The sequence below is a fragment of the Psychrobacter sp. FDAARGOS_221 genome (assembly GCF_002313155.2).
In the GTDB taxonomy this organism is placed as follows: Bacteria; Pseudomonadota; Gammaproteobacteria; order Pseudomonadales; family Moraxellaceae; genus Psychrobacter.
Map to the genome: position 1 here is coordinate 1,785,920 of NZ_NWFK02000001.1, position 20,218 is coordinate 1,806,137.

Here is a 20,218-nt window from a genome sequence, read left to right on the forward strand (position 1 = left end):
GCGCAGCAAGTTTGATAAAGCGTTGATATTTAGAGAAGCGGTATTGTTTATCGGGATACCGATAAGGCCAATGTTATGACTAATTCTTCGATTTTTACTGATCAAGCTGACCTGCCGCCTACCACACAGCGTCCTGACTTCACGCCAGCCAATCCTTATGCGCGTCGCCAATTTGACGATGCCAGCTCGGCGATGCCAAAGCTTGAGTATGACGATGCACTGATTCACAAATACAACCGTTCTGGGCCTCGCTATACCTCATACCCAACCGCGCTAGAATTTAAGCCTATTGAGGCCGGTGCAGAGCTTGATATCCTGACTCATAGAGATGCCAAAACGCCACTGTCTTTATATTTTCATATTCCGTTTTGTCGTCATCTTTGCTATTACTGCGCTTGTAATAAAATCATTACCAAAAAGAACAGTGATGCCGGCGACTATCTGGACTATTTGAAACGTGAAATCAAACAAAAACAGGCATTACTGGCCAAGTCAGAACCGGGTAAAAAGCCATTCGTTAAACAACTTCATTTGGGCGGTGGTACACCTACCTTTTTTAATGATGATGAACTGATTGAACTGTGGCAGTTTTTACAGACTCAGTTTGAGTTTGATGCACCCTCAGAACAAGGTGGTAAAGGCGATTACTCGATTGAGGTAGATCCTCGCGAGCTACGTGAAACCACTTTAGAAAAGCTACGTGAGCTTGGCTTTAACCGAGTCAGCTTTGGTGTACAAGACTTGGACCATAAAGTTCAAATCGCTGTTAACCGCGTGCAATCAGAAGCGTTAATCCAAGGCGTGGTCGATGAAGCACGTCGACTAAACTACAATTCGATTAATATTGATTTGATTTATGGCCTGCCACATCAGACGCCTGAGACCTTTGCGCACACTGTGGCACGTATTATCGAGATGGGTCCAGACAGACTGTCTATTTTTAACTATGCGCATTTGCCCGATAGATTTAAAGCGCAAAAACAAATCAAAGAAAGCGACCTGCCCTCGCCAGCAGAGAAGCTGACCATGTTCAAGCAGACCATCACTGCCTTGACCGAAGCAGGCTATCAGTATATCGGTATTGACCATTTTGCAAAGCCTGATGATGAGTTGGCCATCGCCCAGCGCGAAGGCAATCTACACCGCAACTTCCAAGGCTACACCATCTTGGGCGATTGTGATCTACTGGGCTTCGGTGTGTCTGCCATCAGTCAAATCAACAGCACCTTGTACTCAAGCTCTGGTGCCTCAGCCAGTCATATCTTACAGAACAATACTGATCTTGACGCTTATAGAGCAGATATTGATCATCAAAAACTGCCTGCCGTCAGACACATTAAGACCAACATTCAAGACCGCCTGCGTGGCTATGTGATTATGAACTTATTGTGTCATGATTATATTGACTTTAAAGACGTCAATCAGAAGTTTGGTATTGATGCCATTACCTATTTCATTAATGAAATTCAACAGTTGGGTGACATGCAGCAAGACAAGCTGATTGATATGGATGCTGCCGGTATCCGTATATTACCTAAAGGTCGCCTGCTTGCCCGAAACGTGGCCATGGCATTTGATACCTATTTGGCCGGTAAAGCCAAAGGTCGTTTCTCAAAGGTAATTTAATAACTGGCTATATAGTGAATCCACTGTAGCGCAGCAATAGATAGCGGTTTTTTTATAAGTTTAGCAGCGTTTGGTTTCTTTAAAATCAGGTACAGCTAACCAGAAAATTCTAAATAACCGTCATCACGGCATATGCCACTTTTCAAAAATTAGCTGTGCTACTTTTACTAACTTTAGAAGATAAAAACAAAAAGCCGACCCCTATGAGGTCGGCTTTTTTAGTTCAATATCGTTAACAATCAGTGCCTTACTTCAAAGACGCAGCCACTTCTTTTAACAGAGGAGGAATGTCCATCACACCGGTAATCACCTCAATGAAAACCATCTTATCAGGAGTCTGATACGCTTTATCTAACGCAGACTTCAACGCTGCTGGGGTATCTGCTTTTAGAATGTCACAGTTTTCGTCAGTCGCACCAAACGCCTTCGGCATTACCTGCCAATCACAAGCAGGAATGTCGTTATACAGCTCTTCTTCACCATGAATGGCACGCTCGACAGTATAGCCATCATTATTCACCAAGATGATGATAGGATTAATCTTCTCGCGCAACATGGCAGCGACATCTTGAATGGTTAACAAGGCTGAACCATCACCAATAAGTAGCACACTGCGCTTGTGCGGCGCTGCAACACCGGCGCCAAAGCTTGCCGGTAAGGTATAGCCGATTGAGCCCCACAGTGGTTGACCGTAGAAAGTAACCCCTTCTGGTAGACGCACTTCACTCATACCAAAATACGAGGTACCTTGGTCGGCAAACACAATATTATTCTCCTGCAAGCGCTCTGCGATTAAGTGCCACAAGTCTCGCTGTAACAACGGAGCGTCATCGTCACCGTGTTGTTTAAAGGCACTGACCTTACCTTTTAGCGGCTTAGACACCACGTTAATGCCAGAGGTCAATACCTCATGCAGTACTTGCAGGGCGTCTTTCATGGCGATAGGCGCAAAGGTATCCTCGCCGACTGACGCACGCTCTTGATGGATATCAACCACACGTGAGGTGTCGATATTTTGGGTAAAGCCAGCAGTGGTGGTATCGGTATAATTGACACCCAGCTTAATTAAACATTCTGCATTTTCGACTGCATCTTTAACCGTCGGCTGTGAAGGCTCACCAACATAAACACCCGCCCAACGCTCGCTGTTTTCATCCAACAAGGTTTTACCCCACGACAAGGTAGCATAAGGAATCGTAGTGTCGGCAATCAATGCTTTAAGCTGCGATTGTAAACCTAAGCGATGCACCATAAGATCAGCAATAAGTGTGGTCTCTTTGCCCTCTATATACTCGGTTAATGCTTGTTTGAAGTCAGCCAGTGCCTTATTACTGGTGATGTCTTCATCGGTATCTCTCAGCTGAGTGGTGGCTGGATAGATAGGCTGCTTGGCCACATCTGGCGATAACAACAAGTATCCTGGACGCTGCTTTTTGAGCACCAGACGTATGACTCTATCGATTTCAGAGGCGGCGTTTTCCGGCGTTATCTCAGCGCGCGCTACTGTCACTGGCTCTACCATCTTGATAAAGTGGTTAAACACGCCATCGCCTAAGCTATGATGCACACGACGTTGATTGTCAATCGCTGCAGTTGGTGGCGCACCGACCACATGTAGCACAGGCGCGTACTCTGCGTAAGATCCTGCGGTTGCGTTAATGGCAGACAGCTCGCCTACCCCAAACGTAGTCACCATAGCCGCAAATCGACGCTCACGAGCATAGCCATCTGCTGCATAACCAGCGTTTAGCTCGTTGGTATTACCAACCCAGCGCAACTTATCTGAAGCAATAATATTGTCTAAAAAAGATAAGTTATAGTCTCCTGGCACACCAAATACTTCTGTGGCGCCGGCTTCTGCGATGCGGTCAAACAGGTAATCTGCGATGGTATAGTTTGGCTTTTTCATAAGGCGTCCTTTTATTCTATTATTTATTAAATGATGTTATTAACTGAGTGATTCACTCAAGTAATTATTATTGTTGTGACAGTCAAACGCTTCTTAGGCAATCGACAGCCCTATTTATATTAACGGCTTATCATTTACATTAATGGCTTGTTAATGATATATAACCAATAGTTTGACTGCTTATTACTTATTTTAAGGCTTTACTTTACCAACCTTATCGCTATAGCGCAAATAACAACTGTGTTATAAAAAGTCGCAGATATGTAAACCCTTTATTTTCAAGGTCTAGGGGGCTAAGATAAAGACTAGGCGGTTACGGTAAAGGCTAGCGGTTAGGATAAATGTTAATTTGGCCAAACCTGATATAAGCGGGTCATATCTTCGATGCGTTTGGCGCTATCAAGATACTTTTGTTCGATACCTGCCTCTGAATCATTCATACCGAAATCATCATCATTGACCAGTCCAATGGAACCGTCCTGACGCAGCCAAATCCCCTCTAGCTTGTCATGCGGATAATCAATGGCTTGCAACACATCGACTGCCAAAGTTTTGGTCACCGGATGGATGCCTAGGTCAGCCAGCAGCTCCCAATTGTCTTCGCTTTCAGCCAGTAACTGCTCTAGTGTCAGCCCATTCACCAACAGCCCTAAATGCACATCATAAGCGACTGCTTTGGTAGTCAACAGCTGGTCGTGTTGATTGATATTGGTCGCAGCGCTAATGTCTATTTGATAAATACGCTTAACCGCATCTGCAGCCTGCAGCGGAAACTTTCGATCGTGCTCTACCACATAGAACTGATGCTCTGATAGGGCCGCAATGGCAGAGTTAACATGATGTGAGGCATCAAGTCGGTATAGATACTGGCCGACATCTCCTGTGTGTAAGTTAATGGTTATCAAGCGGGTTAAGCAAGACTGCCGCCCTGAACGATCTGGATTGTCCATTGAGGACTCCATTATGCCCACTAGCGTGCTTTGGTCTGGCGTAATGGTCAGTGACTCCATGCCTTTATTGGTTCGACGCTTGCTCAGCTCAGCCGGTAAACGTAGTGGCTTGCCATTGATAATCAGCGTGTTGCGCTCATCGGCCTCAAAGGGATTAATACGCCATATCTCTACCCCTTCAGCATCATAGTGCACTAAGTGAGGACCATATTCATCACTGACCCAAAAGCTACCATCGTTTAATGCCACCAATCCCTCAGGATCAAGGCCATTGATATCAGTTTTGACTGGATTATCTGTGGGGTGATAGGCCTGATTTGGATCGATCAGAATCGGAGCGCCTGTGACATCATAGGCAATCTCATTGGTACCACCAAACTCTGGCGGATTGGGCAAACCACTAATCGGCTGACCAGAGCGGTCTTTTAATATAATCTCTTTCACCTTGATAATGCTGCCATCTGCTTGTAACTCAAACAGGCCGATTTTTGGTGTAAATCCTGTTACCAAAAACTGCTTACCCTCGCCCAAACTGCCCTTAAAGTCAGAGTTTGGGCCTCTGTCGGTTAGAGCATAGAACTGATTGGGATGGGTTGGATGTGCACAGGCATCAGACCCAAAGCCGCCATTACGAATCTGTAGCGCACTGCCTGGGTAGGCGGCATTTTGATGCTGCTCATCCAATACCTCGTGCGGCAAAATGGCTCCCTGACGTATTGGGTGCAGTGGGGTGGAAGCGTGATCACTGGGCGAGTTATGATTTTGTGGTGTCGTTGTTGATTTTTTATTTTCTAACGGCTCATTTTTTAATTTTCTATTCGAAATATACGGATTTGACATAACACAACCTCTAACAACCTATTCTACTGTCCTGCGTCATTACTCTATACGCCATGCAGATAAGCTCAATGTCTGTCTCGCTAACTGCGAGATACTTAATGAATACATACATACCAATCATACCAATGACACTATTGTGGACTTTAACTTCAGCCATGAAAATAGCCCATCAGTAACTTATGTTGCTGATGGGCTAAAAAGGCCTTTGGGATTATGGGTAATGTCAGTTTATGGTAAGTACAAGCAACCTATGGCTTAAATTTGTTACCGACCATACCTTTAACTGTGCTTAAGATATCAGCTGGTAACACCACAGTCTTGGCATTATCAGACTCAGCCAACTCACGCATGGCTTTAATATACTGCTCACCAAGCAAGTAAACCACTGGCATTTCTTCTTTACCCATCGCTTGGGTAATCAGTCGAATAGACTCTTCTGAACCTTTGGCCAGTACCACTTGCGCTTCGGCATCACGGCGTGACGCTTCAAGACGACCATCTGCTTCTAAGATTGCCGCTTGCTTCTGACCATCTGCACGGGTCACAGTCGCACGGCGCTGACGCTCAGCCGCAGCCTGCTCTTCCATCGCTGTTTGCATTGTATCTGACGGGTTAATATCTTGAATTTCAACAGTTTTAAGCGTTATACCCCAGTCGGCAATATCTTCAGAGATGGCTTGTTTCAATAATGCCTTGATATGATCACGACTAGATAACGCACTGTCTAAGTCCATCTCACCGATAATAGAGCGCAGCGAGGTCTGCACCAAATTACGAATACCATGCTCATAATCTTCAATACCATACACCGCTTTTTCAGGCTGCACGATACTGATATAAGCCACAGCGTTGGCAATAATTACCACGTTATCACGGGTAATCACTTCCTGAGAGGGAATGTCTAATACAATATCCTTGGTCGTCAGCTTATAAGCCACATCATCGACATAAGGGATAATAATATTTAGCCCAGGCTCTAGAGTCTGATGATACTTACCCAAGCGCTGTACAATCCATTTGTAACCTTGAGGCACAATGCGCACCCCTTTAAATATGGTAAACACTACCAGTGCTACCATCACAATCATAACCACACTAAATCCGCCCATATTATTATCTCCTACTCCGTGTATCACTTATTATTTTGACTTATTATTCACTTGTTTTTTGCTTAAATCGATTATTGTTCTATCTGTATTCAACATGCGCAGGCAGCTTAGCAGGTGCGACTATGAGCTCATTACCAATAATCTCAATAACCACTACTCTCTCGCCCAACTCAAGAGGTTCACCACGGGTTCGGCAGCGCCATTCAGTTGCACCAACAATAGGAACGCTAAAGCGTATGGTGCCCACTTTATCTAGTGTCGGAACTTTAGTAATAATGCCGGTTTCACCAATAATGACACTACCTCCTAGGCCAGCTTTTGTACGGTCTATCGATAAGGGTTTAACGTATTTAAACCACATTACCACCATCAATATTGAAAACAATAGCCATAGCAGAACCTGAAAAACTTCGGGAATTGGAAACAGCCAGCTTAATAAAGCGACCATAACCGCAGCTATCCCAAACCAAAGCGTGGCGAAAGTCGTTAAAAACATTTCAGAGATGATGAGTACACCACCAAGCGCCAGCCAATGCCAAGGCTCTAAAACAAACATAATCTTATCCTTAAAATAGTTTCATCCTTAAAATAGCACTATCCTTAAGCCTGTATTTAGTATTATTTTAATCAATATGTTATTTATACTATCACTTTTAAGGACTTAGGTATTACTTTCTGCTTTCAAATTTTATTTACCAAATATATTTATCCCGCTAATTATAGCCTCTAATTTAACCTATCTTTTTTAAACAATAAAAAAACGACCGCAATTGCGGTCGTTTCTTTGTTCTTAAATCTAGTCTATATTAGATTAGATCTTAGAATTTGAAGTGTGCACCTAAAGTAACACCTTCAGCGTCTACGTCTTTATCGTTACCTAGGTTAACGTCGTTAACTTTTGGATACCATTCGTATGCTAATTCAACAGCAGCGTTTGGTGCGAAGTTATAACCGAAACCTAGACCGCCACCGATACCAGTGTCAGACTCAGAACGCTTACCATTAACACTTTCTAGCTTAACTTTGTTATGCGCAACGCCTAAACGGCCTTTAGCATATGCATTAGAACCAGTGATGTGGTGCTTATAAGTACCGTATAGACCGTAGTTCTCGCCTTTGTATTCTTGAGTAGCAGTAGCATCTTCTTTCTTAGTAGTGATGTACTCAGCCTCAAGACCAACTTCAGGAGTGAACTGCATGCCAAGGTAGCCACCGTATGAAAAGGCTTCATCTTTAGCATTTTCAAGGTCATAGTAACCTACTTTAGCACCGATGTATGGTTGTGCAGTCATAGCAGCTTGTGCACCAACTGTCATTAGTGAGCCGGCAGCTAAAGCAAGTAATGTTTTCTGTAAAAGTTTCATCGTGATTCTCCTGTAAAATAATCGTGACCTTTAAAAGTCACAAAATAGTATAAATACTAATATAGTTAACCTGTTTTCTATAGTTAAAATAGTAACAAATTATTTCATATAATATGTCGTCTTTTGATAGCTGAGTTGTTAAGTTTTGCAAACATATATTACCCAACAATCATATAGCACCAAAACAAAGTGGAATTTACTATAAGCCCATGTAAATATCAATGTTTATTAATGAACCATGGTGCTAAGTTAACGATAAATAACACAAAAAGCGACCGCCGGAGCGATCGCTTCTTTATTTTCTATCAGGACTAGACTTGGTTTAGAATTTAAAGTTAGCACCTAATGTTAAGCCTTTTGCTTTTAAGTCTTCGCCTCTGTTACCCACATCTTTGACTTCTGGATACCAGTCATATGCTAGTTCTACTGCTGCATTTGGGTTGAAGTTGTAACCTAGACCAACACCGCCAGCAATACCTGTGTCAGACTCTGAACGGTTGCCGCTAATATTGTCACGTACTTTAACTTTGTTCTTCGCAACACCTAGACGGCCTTTAGCATACATGTTTGAGCCTGGGAATACATAGTCTGCTGTACCATATAGACCATATACATCAGCTTCGTATTCGCTTTTGTTAACACCATTGTTGGCAAAGTCTTCTTTATTGGTAGTCATGTACTCAGCTTCAACACCGAAGTTTGGCGCAAACTTAGCACCACCATAAATACCGTATGAGAAAGCTTCGTCATCTGCTTTATCTAGGTCATACTGACCAATTTTAGCACCAACATATGGTTGTGCAGTCATGCCATTACCATAGTTAATGGCAGCTTGTGCGCCAACTGTCATTAGTGAACCAGCAGCAAAAGCAAGTAGTGTTTTTTGTAATAGTTTCATTATTGTTCTCCTATTAAACATATAAACATAATCTCATATAAGGCCAGGTGGACATCTGTCATAAACTACGAATTTAACTTAACTTATGTTTAGCAGCTGTGGCTAAGCGTTTTCGTTTAAAGCGTCTATGACCGCCACGCCCGTCCTTAGTATGTTTATATAATAGCAGAGCTTTCTGTTAACTCTGTGGACGTTTAATAGGTTCGCTGTTAAGTTTTGAAAACGAATAATGCCAGTTAAAACAAAAAGTTACTATACTCCTTTTATGGCTACAAGTCGCTACATACGCCAAAAAATAGTAGGCTTAATTAACACAACTTACTAGAATTTTAAATTGGCGCCAAGCGTAATCCCTGAGGCATCTGAATCACCCTGATCTGCAACGTTTTCAACTTTTGGATACCAATCATAAGCGAGTTCTACTGCTGCATTAGAAGCAAAGTTATACCCAAAACCCAAACCTCCAGCGAAGCCACTATCTGACTTACTGCCGTCATGTTGTGCGTAAGCAGAAGACTTTGCATCTATTTTGACTTTGTTTTTAGCCACACCGGCACGGCCTTTGACATATATTGGCGTACCTGGGAACAGATATTCTGCTGTACCATATAAGCCATAGACATCAGCATGATATTCTGACCTTTTTAATCTGCCAGTTTGGTAGTCTTCATCACTGCTACCTAAGTACTCAGCTTCGATACCAAAGTTCGGCGTAAACTTGGCACCGCCATAAATTCCGTAAGAGATACCCTTATCTTCTGCATGATCTAAATCATACTGACCGAATTTAAGTCCAACATAAGGTTGGGCTACCATACCATTACCATAGTTGACTGCTGCATTTGCACTCACTGCCATTAATGATCCTGCACAAGCAGCTGTCATCACAACTAACATTTTATTAAACATGAGCCCTCCCAAGCTTTTAGATAAATCACCGGTTAAAGAAAAAATAATCTTTATATTTAGGCTTAGATTCTACCGGCGCAACACAAAAAAAGCGACCGCCGAAGCGATCGCTTTTTTATTTTCTATATCAGACTAGACTTGGTTTAGAACTTGAAGTTAGCGCCTAACGTTAAGCCTTTTGCTTTTAAGTCTTCGCCATTGCGGCCGATGTCTTTAACTTCTGGATACCAGTCATATGCAAGCTCTACTGCTGCATTTGAGTTAAAGTTATAACCTAGACCAACACCGCCGGCAACACCGGTATCAGATTCTGAACGTTTGCCTGTGCTGCTGCGCATCTCAACTTTGTTCTTCGCAACGCCTAGACGGCCTTTAGCATACATGTTTGAACCTGGGAATACATAGTCTGCTGTACCGTATAGACCATATACATCAGCTTCGTATTCGCTTTTGTTAACGCCATTGTTGAAGTCTTCTTTGCTGGTAGTCATGTATTCTGCTTCAACACCGAAGTTTGGAGCAAACTTAGCACCGCCATAAATACCGTATGAGAAAGCTTCGTCGTCTGCTTTGTCTAGGTCATATTGACCGATTTTAGCACCAATGTATGGTTGTGCAGTCATGCCATTACCATAGTTGATAGCAGCTTGTGCGCCAGCAGTCATTAGTGAACCAGCAGCTAAAGCAAGTAGTGTTTTTTGTAATAGTTTCATTGTGCTTCTCCTATTGAAGTACGAAATCGAAATATAGTATCTTAATTGATAGTATTTTAATTAATTGTTGTAATGAGACACTTATTTAAACAGCTATTTAGATAGCCCGTTTAATCAGACAGTTGTATGAGACTTAATCGTGTTCTATATATCTTGTTCTCTAACTACAAGTTTTAAAACAGTTTTAATCTCAATGGCCTCGTCCCTTATCCATGCTTAGTATAGTAACAAAATATTTCATGGGGTCTGTCGCAGTTTGATAGGCTGCCGGTTAACTTTTGCAAGTTTTAGTTGTGTGAGCGGTTACAAACCCTAGTTTATGAAAACTTTTGTTACAAATAGCGATTTCTGCAATAGAAGCGATATATTTTTCCCTCCTTTTAAGCATCTACACCCCTGTTTTTAAAATATTTTTAGTAATAATTTTATAAATCAAACTTTTTTAGGCGCATCTTGCCAACTTTTAAGCAGATATGTGTAGGATTTGGGTCCATCTAAGCCAGGTTTAGATAATAAACTGTGAGTTGTCAAAACTGTTGTAGAATATATTCGATCAATTAAACAAGCAATTGAATTAATCAAACAGTCGCTACCTAACAAAAAAATGAAAGTAGACAAATAAAAGCAGACAAGCAAATAAAACACCACAGCGATTGAACTGACTTCGTTAAATCATCAGCACCACTTAAACCATTAAGGACAGACGTTTATGAAAGGACCCACGCGTTTAGGGGTTATGCAGCTATTAGACACTCTAAAGTCGAAAGATCAGTATCGAAAGCTACCGCCTATTAAACATCAAGATCAATGGATTATCTTAAATAATCAGCGACTGCTGAATATCTCAAGCAATGACTATCTAGGATTGGGTAATGAGAAACAGCTACAATTGCAGTTTTTGAATTATTTGCAACAGATGCCTGATACAGAGCTGCCAAAAATGGGCTCTACCTCCTCTCGATTGCTGACAGGCAATCACAGCCAACTGCCCTTACTAGAAGCCGAGCTATTAGACTGGTACAAGCTTGCCTTGCCTCAGCCACAGCGCTCAACCAGTAGCAAAGCAGTGTTAGTCGTCAATAGTGGCTACCATGCCAATATCGGTATCCTGCCAGCACTTGTTAAGCTGCCTATAAACACCTTAATTCTGACCGACAGTCTGATACATGCCAGCCTTATAGATGGTGTGCGTCTTATTGGTAAAAATCATACCCACTGCCGTTATCAACGCTATCGTCACAATGACTTACAACATTTGAGCGATTTGATTAAGCAAGCCGGTGCTGAGGTTGAGCGCATTATTGTAGTGACAGAAAGTATCTTTAGTATGGATGGCGATCGTGCGGATTTAAAAGCGTTAGTCGCGCTAAAAGCCCAAGACCCTCGTATTGAGCTGTACATTGATGAAGCGCATGCAGTTGGCGTGCTTGGTCACCATGGGTTGGGACTGGCTGAAGAAACCGAGACCCTAGAAGATATTGACTATATAGTGGGTACCTTTGGCAAAGCCTTTGCATCAATGGGTGCTTATGTCATTTGTGATGAATCCATCAGAGAGTGGCTGGTCAATCAAATGCGCTCGTTTATCTTCAGCACCGCCCTGCCGCCTATAACCCACTGTTGGACCCGATTCGTATTGGCCAAGATGCCTAAGCTGCATCCGCTACGTAGCCATTTGGCTGATATTTCTCTACGGGTGTCTCAAGCGATTAATAATGACTCAGACAGCCGTTCAAATACTCGCTATCAGTCGCCTATTATCCCTTATGTATTGGGCGACAATGCGAGTGCGGTACAAAAGGCACTGGCGCTGCAACAAGCGGGCTTCTATGCCCTACCTATCCGTCCGCCGACTGTTCCTGAGGGCACAGCACGCATCCGCTTAGTGATGAACGCTAAGCTAAGCAATGACGACTGTGAACGGTTGATTGAGCAATTATAGTCATAGGGCGATTGATCGGTTGCCATGTAGCCTTTCTTGCAGCCATTTTTGTAACCTTTCTCGTAGCCATTTAAGCTTAGCTTATAAGCTGAAGTTCTCGCAAAAAAAAGACCGTACTCTATTGAGTACGGTCTTTTTGTGACAACTAATTAATAGCTAAACGATAGCTAGATTAGTTATTACTTCTTGTCGTCTTCATTCACTTCAGTGAACTCTGCGTCAACCACATCGTCATCAGCAGCATTTTCAGCTGTTTCTGCGCCTGCTTGGCTTGGGTCAACACCTTGTGCACCGTCTTGGCCAGCAGCATAGATCTTCTGGCTGATTGGTAAGAAGGCATTGTCTAGTGCTTCAAGCTTCGCTTTGATGTCGTCGTGATCATCTTCTTTCGCTGCAGTTTCAAGGTCGCTGATTGCTGACTCAACCGCTGACTTCTCATCGGCTGTTACTTTGTCTTCAGCTTCTTTCATTGCTTTTTGAATCGCATGGATACGACCATCTGCTTCGTTACGTACTTGAGCTAGGGCAGCAAATTTCTCGTCTTCCGCTGCGTTTGCTTCAGCGTCTTGTACCATTTGCTCGATTTCTTCATCCGATAAACCAGAGTCTGCTTTAATCTGAATGCTCTGCTCTTTGCCAGTACCTTTATCTTTCGCTGAGATGTTCATGATACCGTCAGCGTTGATATCAAAGGTTACTTCAATTTGTGGGATACCACGTGGTGCTGGTGGGATATCGGTTAGGTTGAAGTTACCAAGCAATTTGTTCTGTGAAGCCACTTTACGCTCACCTTGGTATACCTGAATGGTTACCGCTGGCTGATTGTCTTCTGCGGTTGAGAATACCTGTGATTTCTTAGTAGGAATCATGGTGTTTTTCTCAATGATAGGTGTCATCACACCGCCCATAGTTTCAATACCTAGGGTTAGTGGCGTAACGTCTAGTAGTAGTACGTCAGTCTTGTCACCTGAAAGTACTGCACCTTGAATCGCTGCACCAACCGCTACTGCTTCGTCAGGGTTCACGTCTTTACGTGGCTCTTTACCGAAGAAGTCTTCAACTGTTTTTTGTACCAGTGGCATACGAGTCTGACCGCCCACTAGGATAACGTCGTCGATTTCGCTGGCTTTTAGGCCGGCATCTTCTAACGCTACTTTACATGGATCGATAGTACGTTTAACCAAGTCTTCCGTTAATGCTTCAAGTTTTGAGCGGCTGATAGTCACAACCAAGTGTTTTGGACCAGTCGCATCTGCAGTGATGTATGGTAGGTTCACTTCAGTGCTTTGCGCGCTTGAAAGTTCAATTTTAGCTTTCTCTGCCGCTTCTTTTAGACGCTGCATCGCTAGCGCATCACCTTTAAGGTTGAAGTCTTGCTCTTTTTTGAACTCATCAACTAAGAAGTCGATTAAGGCTAAGTCAAAGTCTTCACCGCCTAGGAAAGTATCACCGTTGGTTGATAATACTTCGAACTGTTGCTCGCCATCAACGTCAGCAATTTCGATGATTGATACGTCGAACGTACCGCCACCTAAGTCATATACAGCGATAGTGCGATCGCCTTGCTTTTTATCCATACCATACGCTAATGCAGCTGCGGTTGGTTCGTTGATAATACGCTTAACGTTTAGACCAGCGATTTTACCCGCGTCTTTTGTTGCTTGACGCTGTGAGTCGTTAAAGTAAGCAGGTACGGTTACTACGGCGTCTGTTACTTTTTCACCTAAGTAGTCTTCTGCTGTTTTTTTCATTTTCTGTAAGATTTCAGCAGAGATTTGTGGCGGAGCCATTTTCTTACCGTTCACTTCTACCCACGCATCGCCATTGTCTGCTTTGACGATTTTGTAAGGCACCATGCCGATATCTTTTTGAACTACTTTGTCTTCAAAGCGACGACCAATCAAACGCTTAATTGCATATAAGGTGTTGTTTGGGTTAGTCACTGCTTGACGCTTCGCTGATTGACCAACCAAGGTTTCGCCATCTTTATAAGCAATAATTGATGGGGTTGTACGTGTACCTTCAGCATTTTCGATGACTTTAACTTTGTCACCTTCCATTACTGCCACACAAGAGTTGGTTGTACCTAGGTCAATACCGATTGTTTTAGCCATAATATAAAACTCCAAATAATTTATTGTTTATTTCTAATTAACTGACATATTAGCGCTCAGCTCACCTATCTATAATCGTATCTATGACGTATCACCCATCCATTGTGATACCAAATCGTGATAGCCATGGTACATACCAAGATGTGGTAAGCCTCGCTTGTTGTCTCTATATATCGGTTTACTGCTTATATTTTTCAAGCCGTATTCCACAAAAACCTGTATTTTTTTGTCTTTTTATGTATTTCTGTTTGCTGTACAACATCCTATCTAAGCAATATTTACAGGCAACTTGATAAGACAAAGCTACTCATCAAGCGCCTGTTATATGGCTAAAACTTACTGGCCCACTTTAACCATAGCAGGACGTAGTAGACGACCGTTTAAGGTATAGCCTTTTTGTAATACTTCACCAACGGTATCAGCAGCTGCTTCTGGATCAATACCAACCGCTTCGTGATATTCAGGGTCAAATTTCTGATCCAATGGATCAACCACTTCAACCCCTTGCTTGTTCAATACATTTAAGAACGATTTGTGGGTTAGCTTCACGCCTTCTAAGATAGCGTCGTCGGCATTATCATCTGCCTGAACACTCACAATGGCACGCTCTAAGTTATCAACCACTTCCAATAGCTCTTTTGCAAACTTCTGCAAAGCGAACTTACGGCTTTTTTCAGTCTCTTGCTCCATGCGCTTTTGAGCGTTGTACGCATCAGCATTGGCACGTGCTTGACCTTCTTTAGCGGCTTTTACTTCATCTTCTAATTCGGCAATACGTGCTTCATAAGCGTCGACATCCACGCTGCCGTCAACGGTCACTTCATCTTCCACTTCAGGATTAAATTCATTAAGTGTTTTTTCTAATACAGTCTCTTCAGCTTGTGTTTGCTCATCTGCTTGTTGATTGCTGTTTTGCTGGTTTAACTCATCATTACTCATGATATCTCCTTAAAGATAGTTAGCTGGTTTTATTAAAATTATAGGAAGTGATGAAAATATATACGCGTCCTTTGGCAATCATGTATGGCAATCATGACAGCTGACCCATACTGCAGCTGATTAACAATCTACCTAACATTGCCTAAAACGATTATTAAATGTCTAAAATCTAGTACTTAAAATCCAATGATTAAAATAATGAATTCTTATTACTGGTTGATAAAGGCAGTACCGAAAATTTCAAGTGCAACGCACAAACTTAACACAATCTACCAACAAGATTGTGGGGTTGATGGATTAAAATTACTAGAGTCGCTCAGTAAGGGTGTTAAATCAGCCTTTCTTTTGCGTAAAATTTATTTTATTTTTTTGTTTTTAATGCTTTTTTAAGTCTGGTTTTAGGTCTAATATTTGGATTAATGATATTTAGCTTTTATTGCTGACTCATTGCTTACTAACTCATTGTTTTCTCTATACAACACAGGACCCCTGGTTTATGTTATTACCCTTGACCCTTGTCTCACACCAACAACGAGCGAGCCGCAGTCGTCTTCTTAGGGGTCTGTTAATTGGTATGCTCAGTACTAGCCTGGTACTGACTGGTTGCGGATCGTCTGCCAATCAAGTCGATCCAGAGTCAGGATTTGTGGTGCTCGATGATAAAGTTGTGGTCGATAATGACCTCATCCATACCAGTATTCCTGAACGCTATCAGCCCAGCTATAACCTTGAGGGCACCTTAGTGCCTGCCTTAACTTCAGACGTATCAATGCCTTATGATCTGATTTCAGGCAGTTTGATGGTAAAAGAAGGAGAGCAGGTCGAAAAAGGACAGGTTTTGGCCAAAATAGAAGCCAAAATAGCAGAGCATGAGTTACAAAAAGTCGCCGGTGAGTTTGTTGAGGTTTATGTCGATGGCGTGCAAATTCAGGGTGCCAGTCAATCCAATAATGACCAAGCCAGCGACAACCAAGCAGGTAGCAATCAAGCAGCTGACGACGCTTCACAAGACGCTCAAAGCACAGGCTCAGCCACACAGAATCCGGGTTCCCAAAAACCAACTGCCTCTGCAAAGCAGCCTGCACCAGCCACTAGTGCCACCGATAAAAGTGCAGACACTATAAAGTCAGCAAACAACTCCTCTGACTCTACTCAATCGCAGCAGTCGCAGCGTATGGTCACTGCTAATCTGGTCATAAAATCACCGATTACCGGTGAAATCACCCAAATTGATAACGCCAATCAACTCAGTAGCGCTGTTAATACAAACACTGCGAGCAAGCAATCTGCATCGTCAGAAAAAGCCTCTAATACATCGGCCAAAGCACCTAATGCTCAAGAAACTGCCGATCAAGATACTGACGCTAAAGATACTGCGCCTGACTCAGACTCTGCTTCTACTGCCACCTCTAACACTGATAAACAAAATCAGGTGAGCTATCCTGTGATTCATATTGATAGCAATCATGAGCTACAACTGACCGGTGAGCTGCCCATAACCACTCAATCGCAGCTTTCTGTTGGTCGACCTGTTAGCTTCACCGTTTATGACTTACATACTGAATTTTCAGGTCAAGTTAGCCATATCATTCCGGACACAACCACCAATACTTTGACGGTGCGTGCGTCATTAATCCCTGGTGAAGACAATGATAGTGAGCGATTAAAGCCAGGGATGGGCGCCTCTATGCGTATTGAATATGGTCAAATTGAGCTTGGCGTGCGTCTGCCACGAGAAGCAATTCATGAGGCCAATTTAGTCGAGCTTTCAGCCAAGCACCCGCGCCCGACCAGTCCGCTTAAAGGTTATGTTTGGATTGTAGAGCAGGACCAATCTTTGTCTTATAACCCAGTACAGGTAGTGCAGTACTTCGAAGACTCCGATAAATTCTTAGTCAGCGGCATTAATAATGACAGCCTAGTCTGCTTAGCTGACTTACCAAAAACAGCAGCCGGTAAGACGCTAACGGTTGAGTAACCCTTGTGGCTAGTAACTCTTTTTTATTGATTCGTTACTAGTCGCTAGTGCTAATATGCCTCTTTTAAACCAACTATTGCATCTATTCGCGTAACAAATATCAGTGTGAAAATATGACAACGACGGCAAAAAATCATTGGTTATTCTGGGGCTTTTGGATATTAATCAATGCCCTAACCAGCTTTATATGGGGCAGTTTACTTGTCAACTCAGCACTGTGGGCATTGCTCGGTATGTTACTCGGGATTATGGTGTTTATTGTGATTTATGGCGCAGTCGACCACTACTTTATTAAGCACAATCACTTAAATGTACACCGTGCGCTGCGACGAAGTGTGTTTATCAAAGCCGGCTTACAGCTGCTTAATGTGTTTGTGTTGATTGGCTTTTCTGTTTCGCCGGAAATATGGGCGGGTATCATCGCTGTTGGTATCACTGACGAGATATTGGGCATTAATCAAATCCAACACCCCTTTCTATTCGCCTTATTGAGTACCTTATTTACTGGCGCTTTATTATCATTATTGGTAGCCGCACTGACCGCTATTATTGCCTTAGTTAAACGTTGTCGTTAATTTCTTGTTCCACGTGAAACACAGGCCTTAGCTTGTAAAAAACTTAAGCTGAAAAGAAATTAAGCGACAAAAGCTTAAGCTCCAAAGAAATTTATCTACAGACAAAACTGCCGATACCCTAGCGGTTTTCGCCCTAACAGTTTAATAAAGTCGCGATTATCCGCAATCGAACCGTCTGCCAATAAGCGCAAACTGTCTGTAGTTAACATCGCCTCCGTTATCCTCCCCTTTGTGAGAGCTGATAGCAGCCAAGATATAGGCGATAGCATAATTAATCCCATTTGCGCCAACCACCATGGGATGGGGATTATATTAGGCACAGCCAATTGATATCTCTGTATGCGTAGTGCACTTATATAGTGGGCAAAACTGACCACTTCGCTGCCAGTCATGTTAATTAACTGACTGTTGCTTGGATTATTGCTACTCTTCCTCTTAACTTTTTCCGCAGCTTGTTTGTTGTCTGGTTCACTATCAGAGCTACGCTGCAGATTATCTAAGCCAGTATCCGCGGCAATCAACTCTGAACCCATTCTATCGGTATTGTCGCAGTTATTATTAGTATTAAGCACCAGAGTACTCAGCACCAGTGCCGCGAGTCCCTGTACTACATCATCAATATGTACTGGCTGAATCAAATAACGCCCGCGATCAGGCAATATCAAAACAGGCAGCTTTGCCAATCCCAAAAACATTGCTGTACTGGCACCGCCAGAGCCGAATACCAGTGATGGACGCGCAATAGATACTCTAAAGCCAGTGTCGGCAAGAGCCATTAACTGCGCATCACCCTGTCCTTTGGTCGATAAGAAAGCGACCGAATGCTGTGGGTGTGCGCATAGAGCAGATAAATTTATCCAATGTTTCACGTGAAACCGCTTGGCTAAGATTGCCATTTTCACAGGTATCGTATGATGCACTTGCTCGAGCAACTGTCGTTGCCTGCTCATGATACCTATCGCATTGACCACCACATCCACGCCTTGTAGTTGAGCCGTTATTTGCTGCCAATCAGGTGTAATAAAGTTAACCTGCTCACGGGTCGGGGTTATTAAAGTCACATTCGGCTGCTTAGACAGCCATGTTTTTAATTGTCCACCGATAAAGCCAGAGGCGCCCAGTAATAACACCACAATTTTATTTCCCAAGTCTGGCTGGGTAATATTTCTTCTAATTTGTGCTGACATCTTGTCCTTTATCCTCTCTGCATTTTTTATCATTTCAACATTTCAATACCCTCGCAAACGATTTACATAGGTTTAATGACCATCAAGAAGAATATAATTACCACTGCACTAAATGCCGGATATCCTGCCATCTCCCAACGTCTTGCCAATCGCCAATATTTAGCCGGTAGCTTATTTGAGCCTCGTTGCTGAGTATGCTGCGCCATATCGCGCATTTGTATCTGCCAGAACACCACTGGTAACCAAAAAATGCCAGCAAAAACAAATAAGGCCAATGACATCCAGATCCAAGTCGCGCTAAATGGCATACCTAAATAATGCGCCATCCACAGCCCTGATAACGGTTGAAAAATGACCGCTGGCGTTGTAAACCACCAATCTGCTTTACAAACCCATTTACTAACCACTGCTTGCGCGGGCACACTGTCACTGCGATTGGCCACGAATAGATAAAAAGCAGTACCCAATCCTGTACCCATAATTAATGTGGCTGATAAGATATGTAAGGTCTTAATCAATAGATATAGGCTCATCACCCCTTCTCCTTTTTAGATATAAACTATGTTTTAGACTAATTCAGTTATTTCTGTCTAAACAGAAATAGTCGTTTAAAAAAAACACCAACCGTTAACTATTAATGCGTTTGTCTATTAACGCTCACACGATGGTATTGATATAAAAAAAGCAGTATTGCGATGATGGGTATGTTTTTGATCAAAGGTGCAAATGGATGCAACAAGTTCTCTGGCAACCCTACAGCCACGATTAAACTATAAGTGGTCACCACTACCAGCTGAGCCAACCACAATAATGGCTGTTGGCGATACTTTGTTAATATCAGCAGGCCAAATACAACATCTAATAAAGCAGCCAGATAAAACACCAAGCTTTGATAAGTGTCACTAATACCCAATTCTGCCAACATCTGTAGCGACTGCTGCTTTGCGAAAAATACAGGTACCAGACCGCTATATAGCCACAACAGAGATAGACTTAAATAAATATACTTAGGCAAGGTCTTACCTCTTTTATTACTCAATGTTTTTTCATCCAATGCTTTTTCATTTTTACTCAATGCGTTATCTATTGATTGATGATAGGTAGCTGTCATAGTGACTCCTTTTTAACCCAACTCTTAAAAATTTTCGTTCAAGCTCTTTTTCAT

At 42.6% G+C, this 20,218-nt stretch carries 17 protein-coding genes; 4 read left to right on the top strand and 13 right to left on the bottom strand.

Annotated features, from left to right (window positions below):
• Nucleotides 1–75 precede the first annotated feature (75 nt).
• The gene (gene hemN / locus A6J60_RS07470; RefSeq protein WP_096065425.1) at nt 76–1,626 is read left to right on the top strand and encodes an oxygen-independent coproporphyrinogen III oxidase; all 1,551 of its coding nucleotides are present in this window, start codon (nt 76–78) and stop codon (nt 1,624–1,626) included.
• Between the two features lie 247 nt (nt 1,627–1,873).
• On the opposite strand, the gene A6J60_RS07475 is transcribed toward hemN, so the two are convergent.
• The 8 genes from A6J60_RS07475 to A6J60_RS07510 all read right to left on the bottom strand — a co-directional run bounded on the left by A6J60_RS07475 (nt 1,874) and on the right by A6J60_RS07510 (nt 10,318).
• On the bottom strand, nt 1,874–3,535 hold the full coding sequence (locus tag A6J60_RS07475) for an alpha-keto acid decarboxylase family protein (protein ID WP_096065426.1): 1,662 nt from the start codon (nt 3,533–3,535) through the stop codon (nt 1,874–1,876).
• Nucleotides 3,536–3,879: 344 nt separating this feature from the next.
• Nucleotides 3,880–5,325: an esterase-like activity of phytase family protein gene (locus A6J60_RS07480; RefSeq protein ID WP_096065427.1), complete on the bottom strand. Its 1,446-nt coding sequence runs from the start codon at nt 5,323–5,325 to the stop codon at nt 3,880–3,882.
• Between the two features lie 248 nt (nt 5,326–5,573).
• Nucleotides 5,574–6,434, bottom strand: a complete 861-nt coding sequence (locus A6J60_RS07485; RefSeq protein WP_096065428.1) for an SPFH domain-containing protein — start codon at nt 6,432–6,434, stop codon at nt 5,574–5,576.
• A gap of 79 nt (nt 6,435–6,513) precedes the next feature.
• The gene (locus tag A6J60_RS07490; protein ID WP_096065429.1) at nt 6,514–6,990 is read right to left on the bottom strand and encodes an NfeD family protein; all 477 of its coding nucleotides are present in this window, start codon (nt 6,988–6,990) and stop codon (nt 6,514–6,516) included.
• Between the two features lie 262 nt (nt 6,991–7,252).
• Complete coding sequence (locus tag A6J60_RS07495) at nt 7,253–7,798, bottom strand: outer membrane beta-barrel protein (RefSeq protein WP_096065430.1); 546 nt, start codon at nt 7,796–7,798, stop codon at nt 7,253–7,255.
• Between the two features lie 322 nt (nt 7,799–8,120).
• A complete protein-coding gene (locus A6J60_RS07500; protein ID WP_096065431.1) occupies nt 8,121–8,696 on the bottom strand; it encodes a porin family protein in 576 nt (191 codons plus the stop codon).
• Nucleotides 8,697–9,017: 321 nt separating this feature from the next.
• Nucleotides 9,018–9,605 carry a porin family protein gene (locus A6J60_RS07505; protein ID WP_227526094.1) on the bottom strand — a complete coding sequence of 196 codons (588 nt, stop codon included), beginning with the start codon at nt 9,603–9,605 and terminating at the stop codon, nt 9,018–9,020.
• 143 nt (nt 9,606–9,748) lie between these two features.
• Nucleotides 9,749–10,318: a porin family protein gene (locus A6J60_RS07510; RefSeq protein ID WP_096065432.1), complete on the bottom strand. Its 570-nt coding sequence runs from the start codon at nt 10,316–10,318 to the stop codon at nt 9,749–9,751.
• Between the two features lie 709 nt (nt 10,319–11,027).
• On the opposite strand from A6J60_RS07510, the gene A6J60_RS07515 reads away from it, so the two are divergent.
• Nucleotides 11,028–12,260 carry an 8-amino-7-oxononanoate synthase gene (locus A6J60_RS07515; RefSeq protein ID WP_096065433.1) on the top strand — a complete coding sequence of 411 codons (1,233 nt, stop codon included), beginning with the start codon at nt 11,028–11,030 and terminating at the stop codon, nt 12,258–12,260.
• Nucleotides 12,261–12,439: 179 nt separating this feature from the next.
• Here A6J60_RS07515 and dnaK read toward each other — a convergent pair whose 3' ends face one another.
• On the bottom strand, nt 12,440–14,374 hold the full coding sequence (gene dnaK / locus A6J60_RS07520) for a molecular chaperone DnaK (RefSeq protein WP_096065434.1): 1,935 nt from the start codon (nt 14,372–14,374) through the stop codon (nt 12,440–12,442).
• 336 nt (nt 14,375–14,710) lie between these two features.
• Nucleotides 14,711–15,313 carry a nucleotide exchange factor GrpE gene (gene grpE / locus A6J60_RS07525; RefSeq protein ID WP_096065435.1) on the bottom strand — a complete coding sequence of 201 codons (603 nt, stop codon included), beginning with the start codon at nt 15,311–15,313 and terminating at the stop codon, nt 14,711–14,713.
• Nucleotides 15,314–15,809: 496 nt separating this feature from the next.
• Here grpE and A6J60_RS07530 point away from each other — a divergent pair, with 496 nt between their 5' ends.
• Together A6J60_RS07530 and A6J60_RS07535 are read left to right on the top strand one after the other, a co-directional pair.
• Complete coding sequence (locus tag A6J60_RS07530) at nt 15,810–17,291, top strand: efflux RND transporter periplasmic adaptor subunit (RefSeq protein ID WP_096065437.1); 1,482 nt, start codon at nt 15,810–15,812, stop codon at nt 17,289–17,291.
• 113 nt (nt 17,292–17,404) lie between these two features.
• Nucleotides 17,405–17,866: a hypothetical protein gene (locus A6J60_RS07535; protein WP_096065438.1), complete on the top strand. Its 462-nt coding sequence runs from the start codon at nt 17,405–17,407 to the stop codon at nt 17,864–17,866.
• A 95-nt stretch (nt 17,867–17,961) separates the two neighbouring features.
• Here A6J60_RS07535 and A6J60_RS07540 read toward each other — a convergent pair whose 3' ends face one another.
• The 3 genes from A6J60_RS07540 to A6J60_RS07550 all read right to left on the bottom strand — a co-directional run bounded on the left by A6J60_RS07540 (nt 17,962) and on the right by A6J60_RS07550 (nt 20,164).
• The gene (locus tag A6J60_RS07540) at nt 17,962–19,053 is read right to left on the bottom strand and encodes a hypothetical protein (protein WP_096065439.1); all 1,092 of its coding nucleotides are present in this window, start codon (nt 19,051–19,053) and stop codon (nt 17,962–17,964) included.
• Nucleotides 19,054–19,115: 62 nt separating this feature from the next.
• Complete coding sequence (locus tag A6J60_RS07545; RefSeq protein ID WP_096065440.1) at nt 19,116–19,586, bottom strand: DUF2269 family protein; 471 nt, start codon at nt 19,584–19,586, stop codon at nt 19,116–19,118.
• A gap of 101 nt (nt 19,587–19,687) precedes the next feature.
• Complete coding sequence (locus A6J60_RS07550; RefSeq protein ID WP_096065441.1) at nt 19,688–20,164, bottom strand: DoxX-like family protein; 477 nt, start codon at nt 20,162–20,164, stop codon at nt 19,688–19,690.
• Nucleotides 20,165–20,218: the final 54 nt, after the last annotated feature.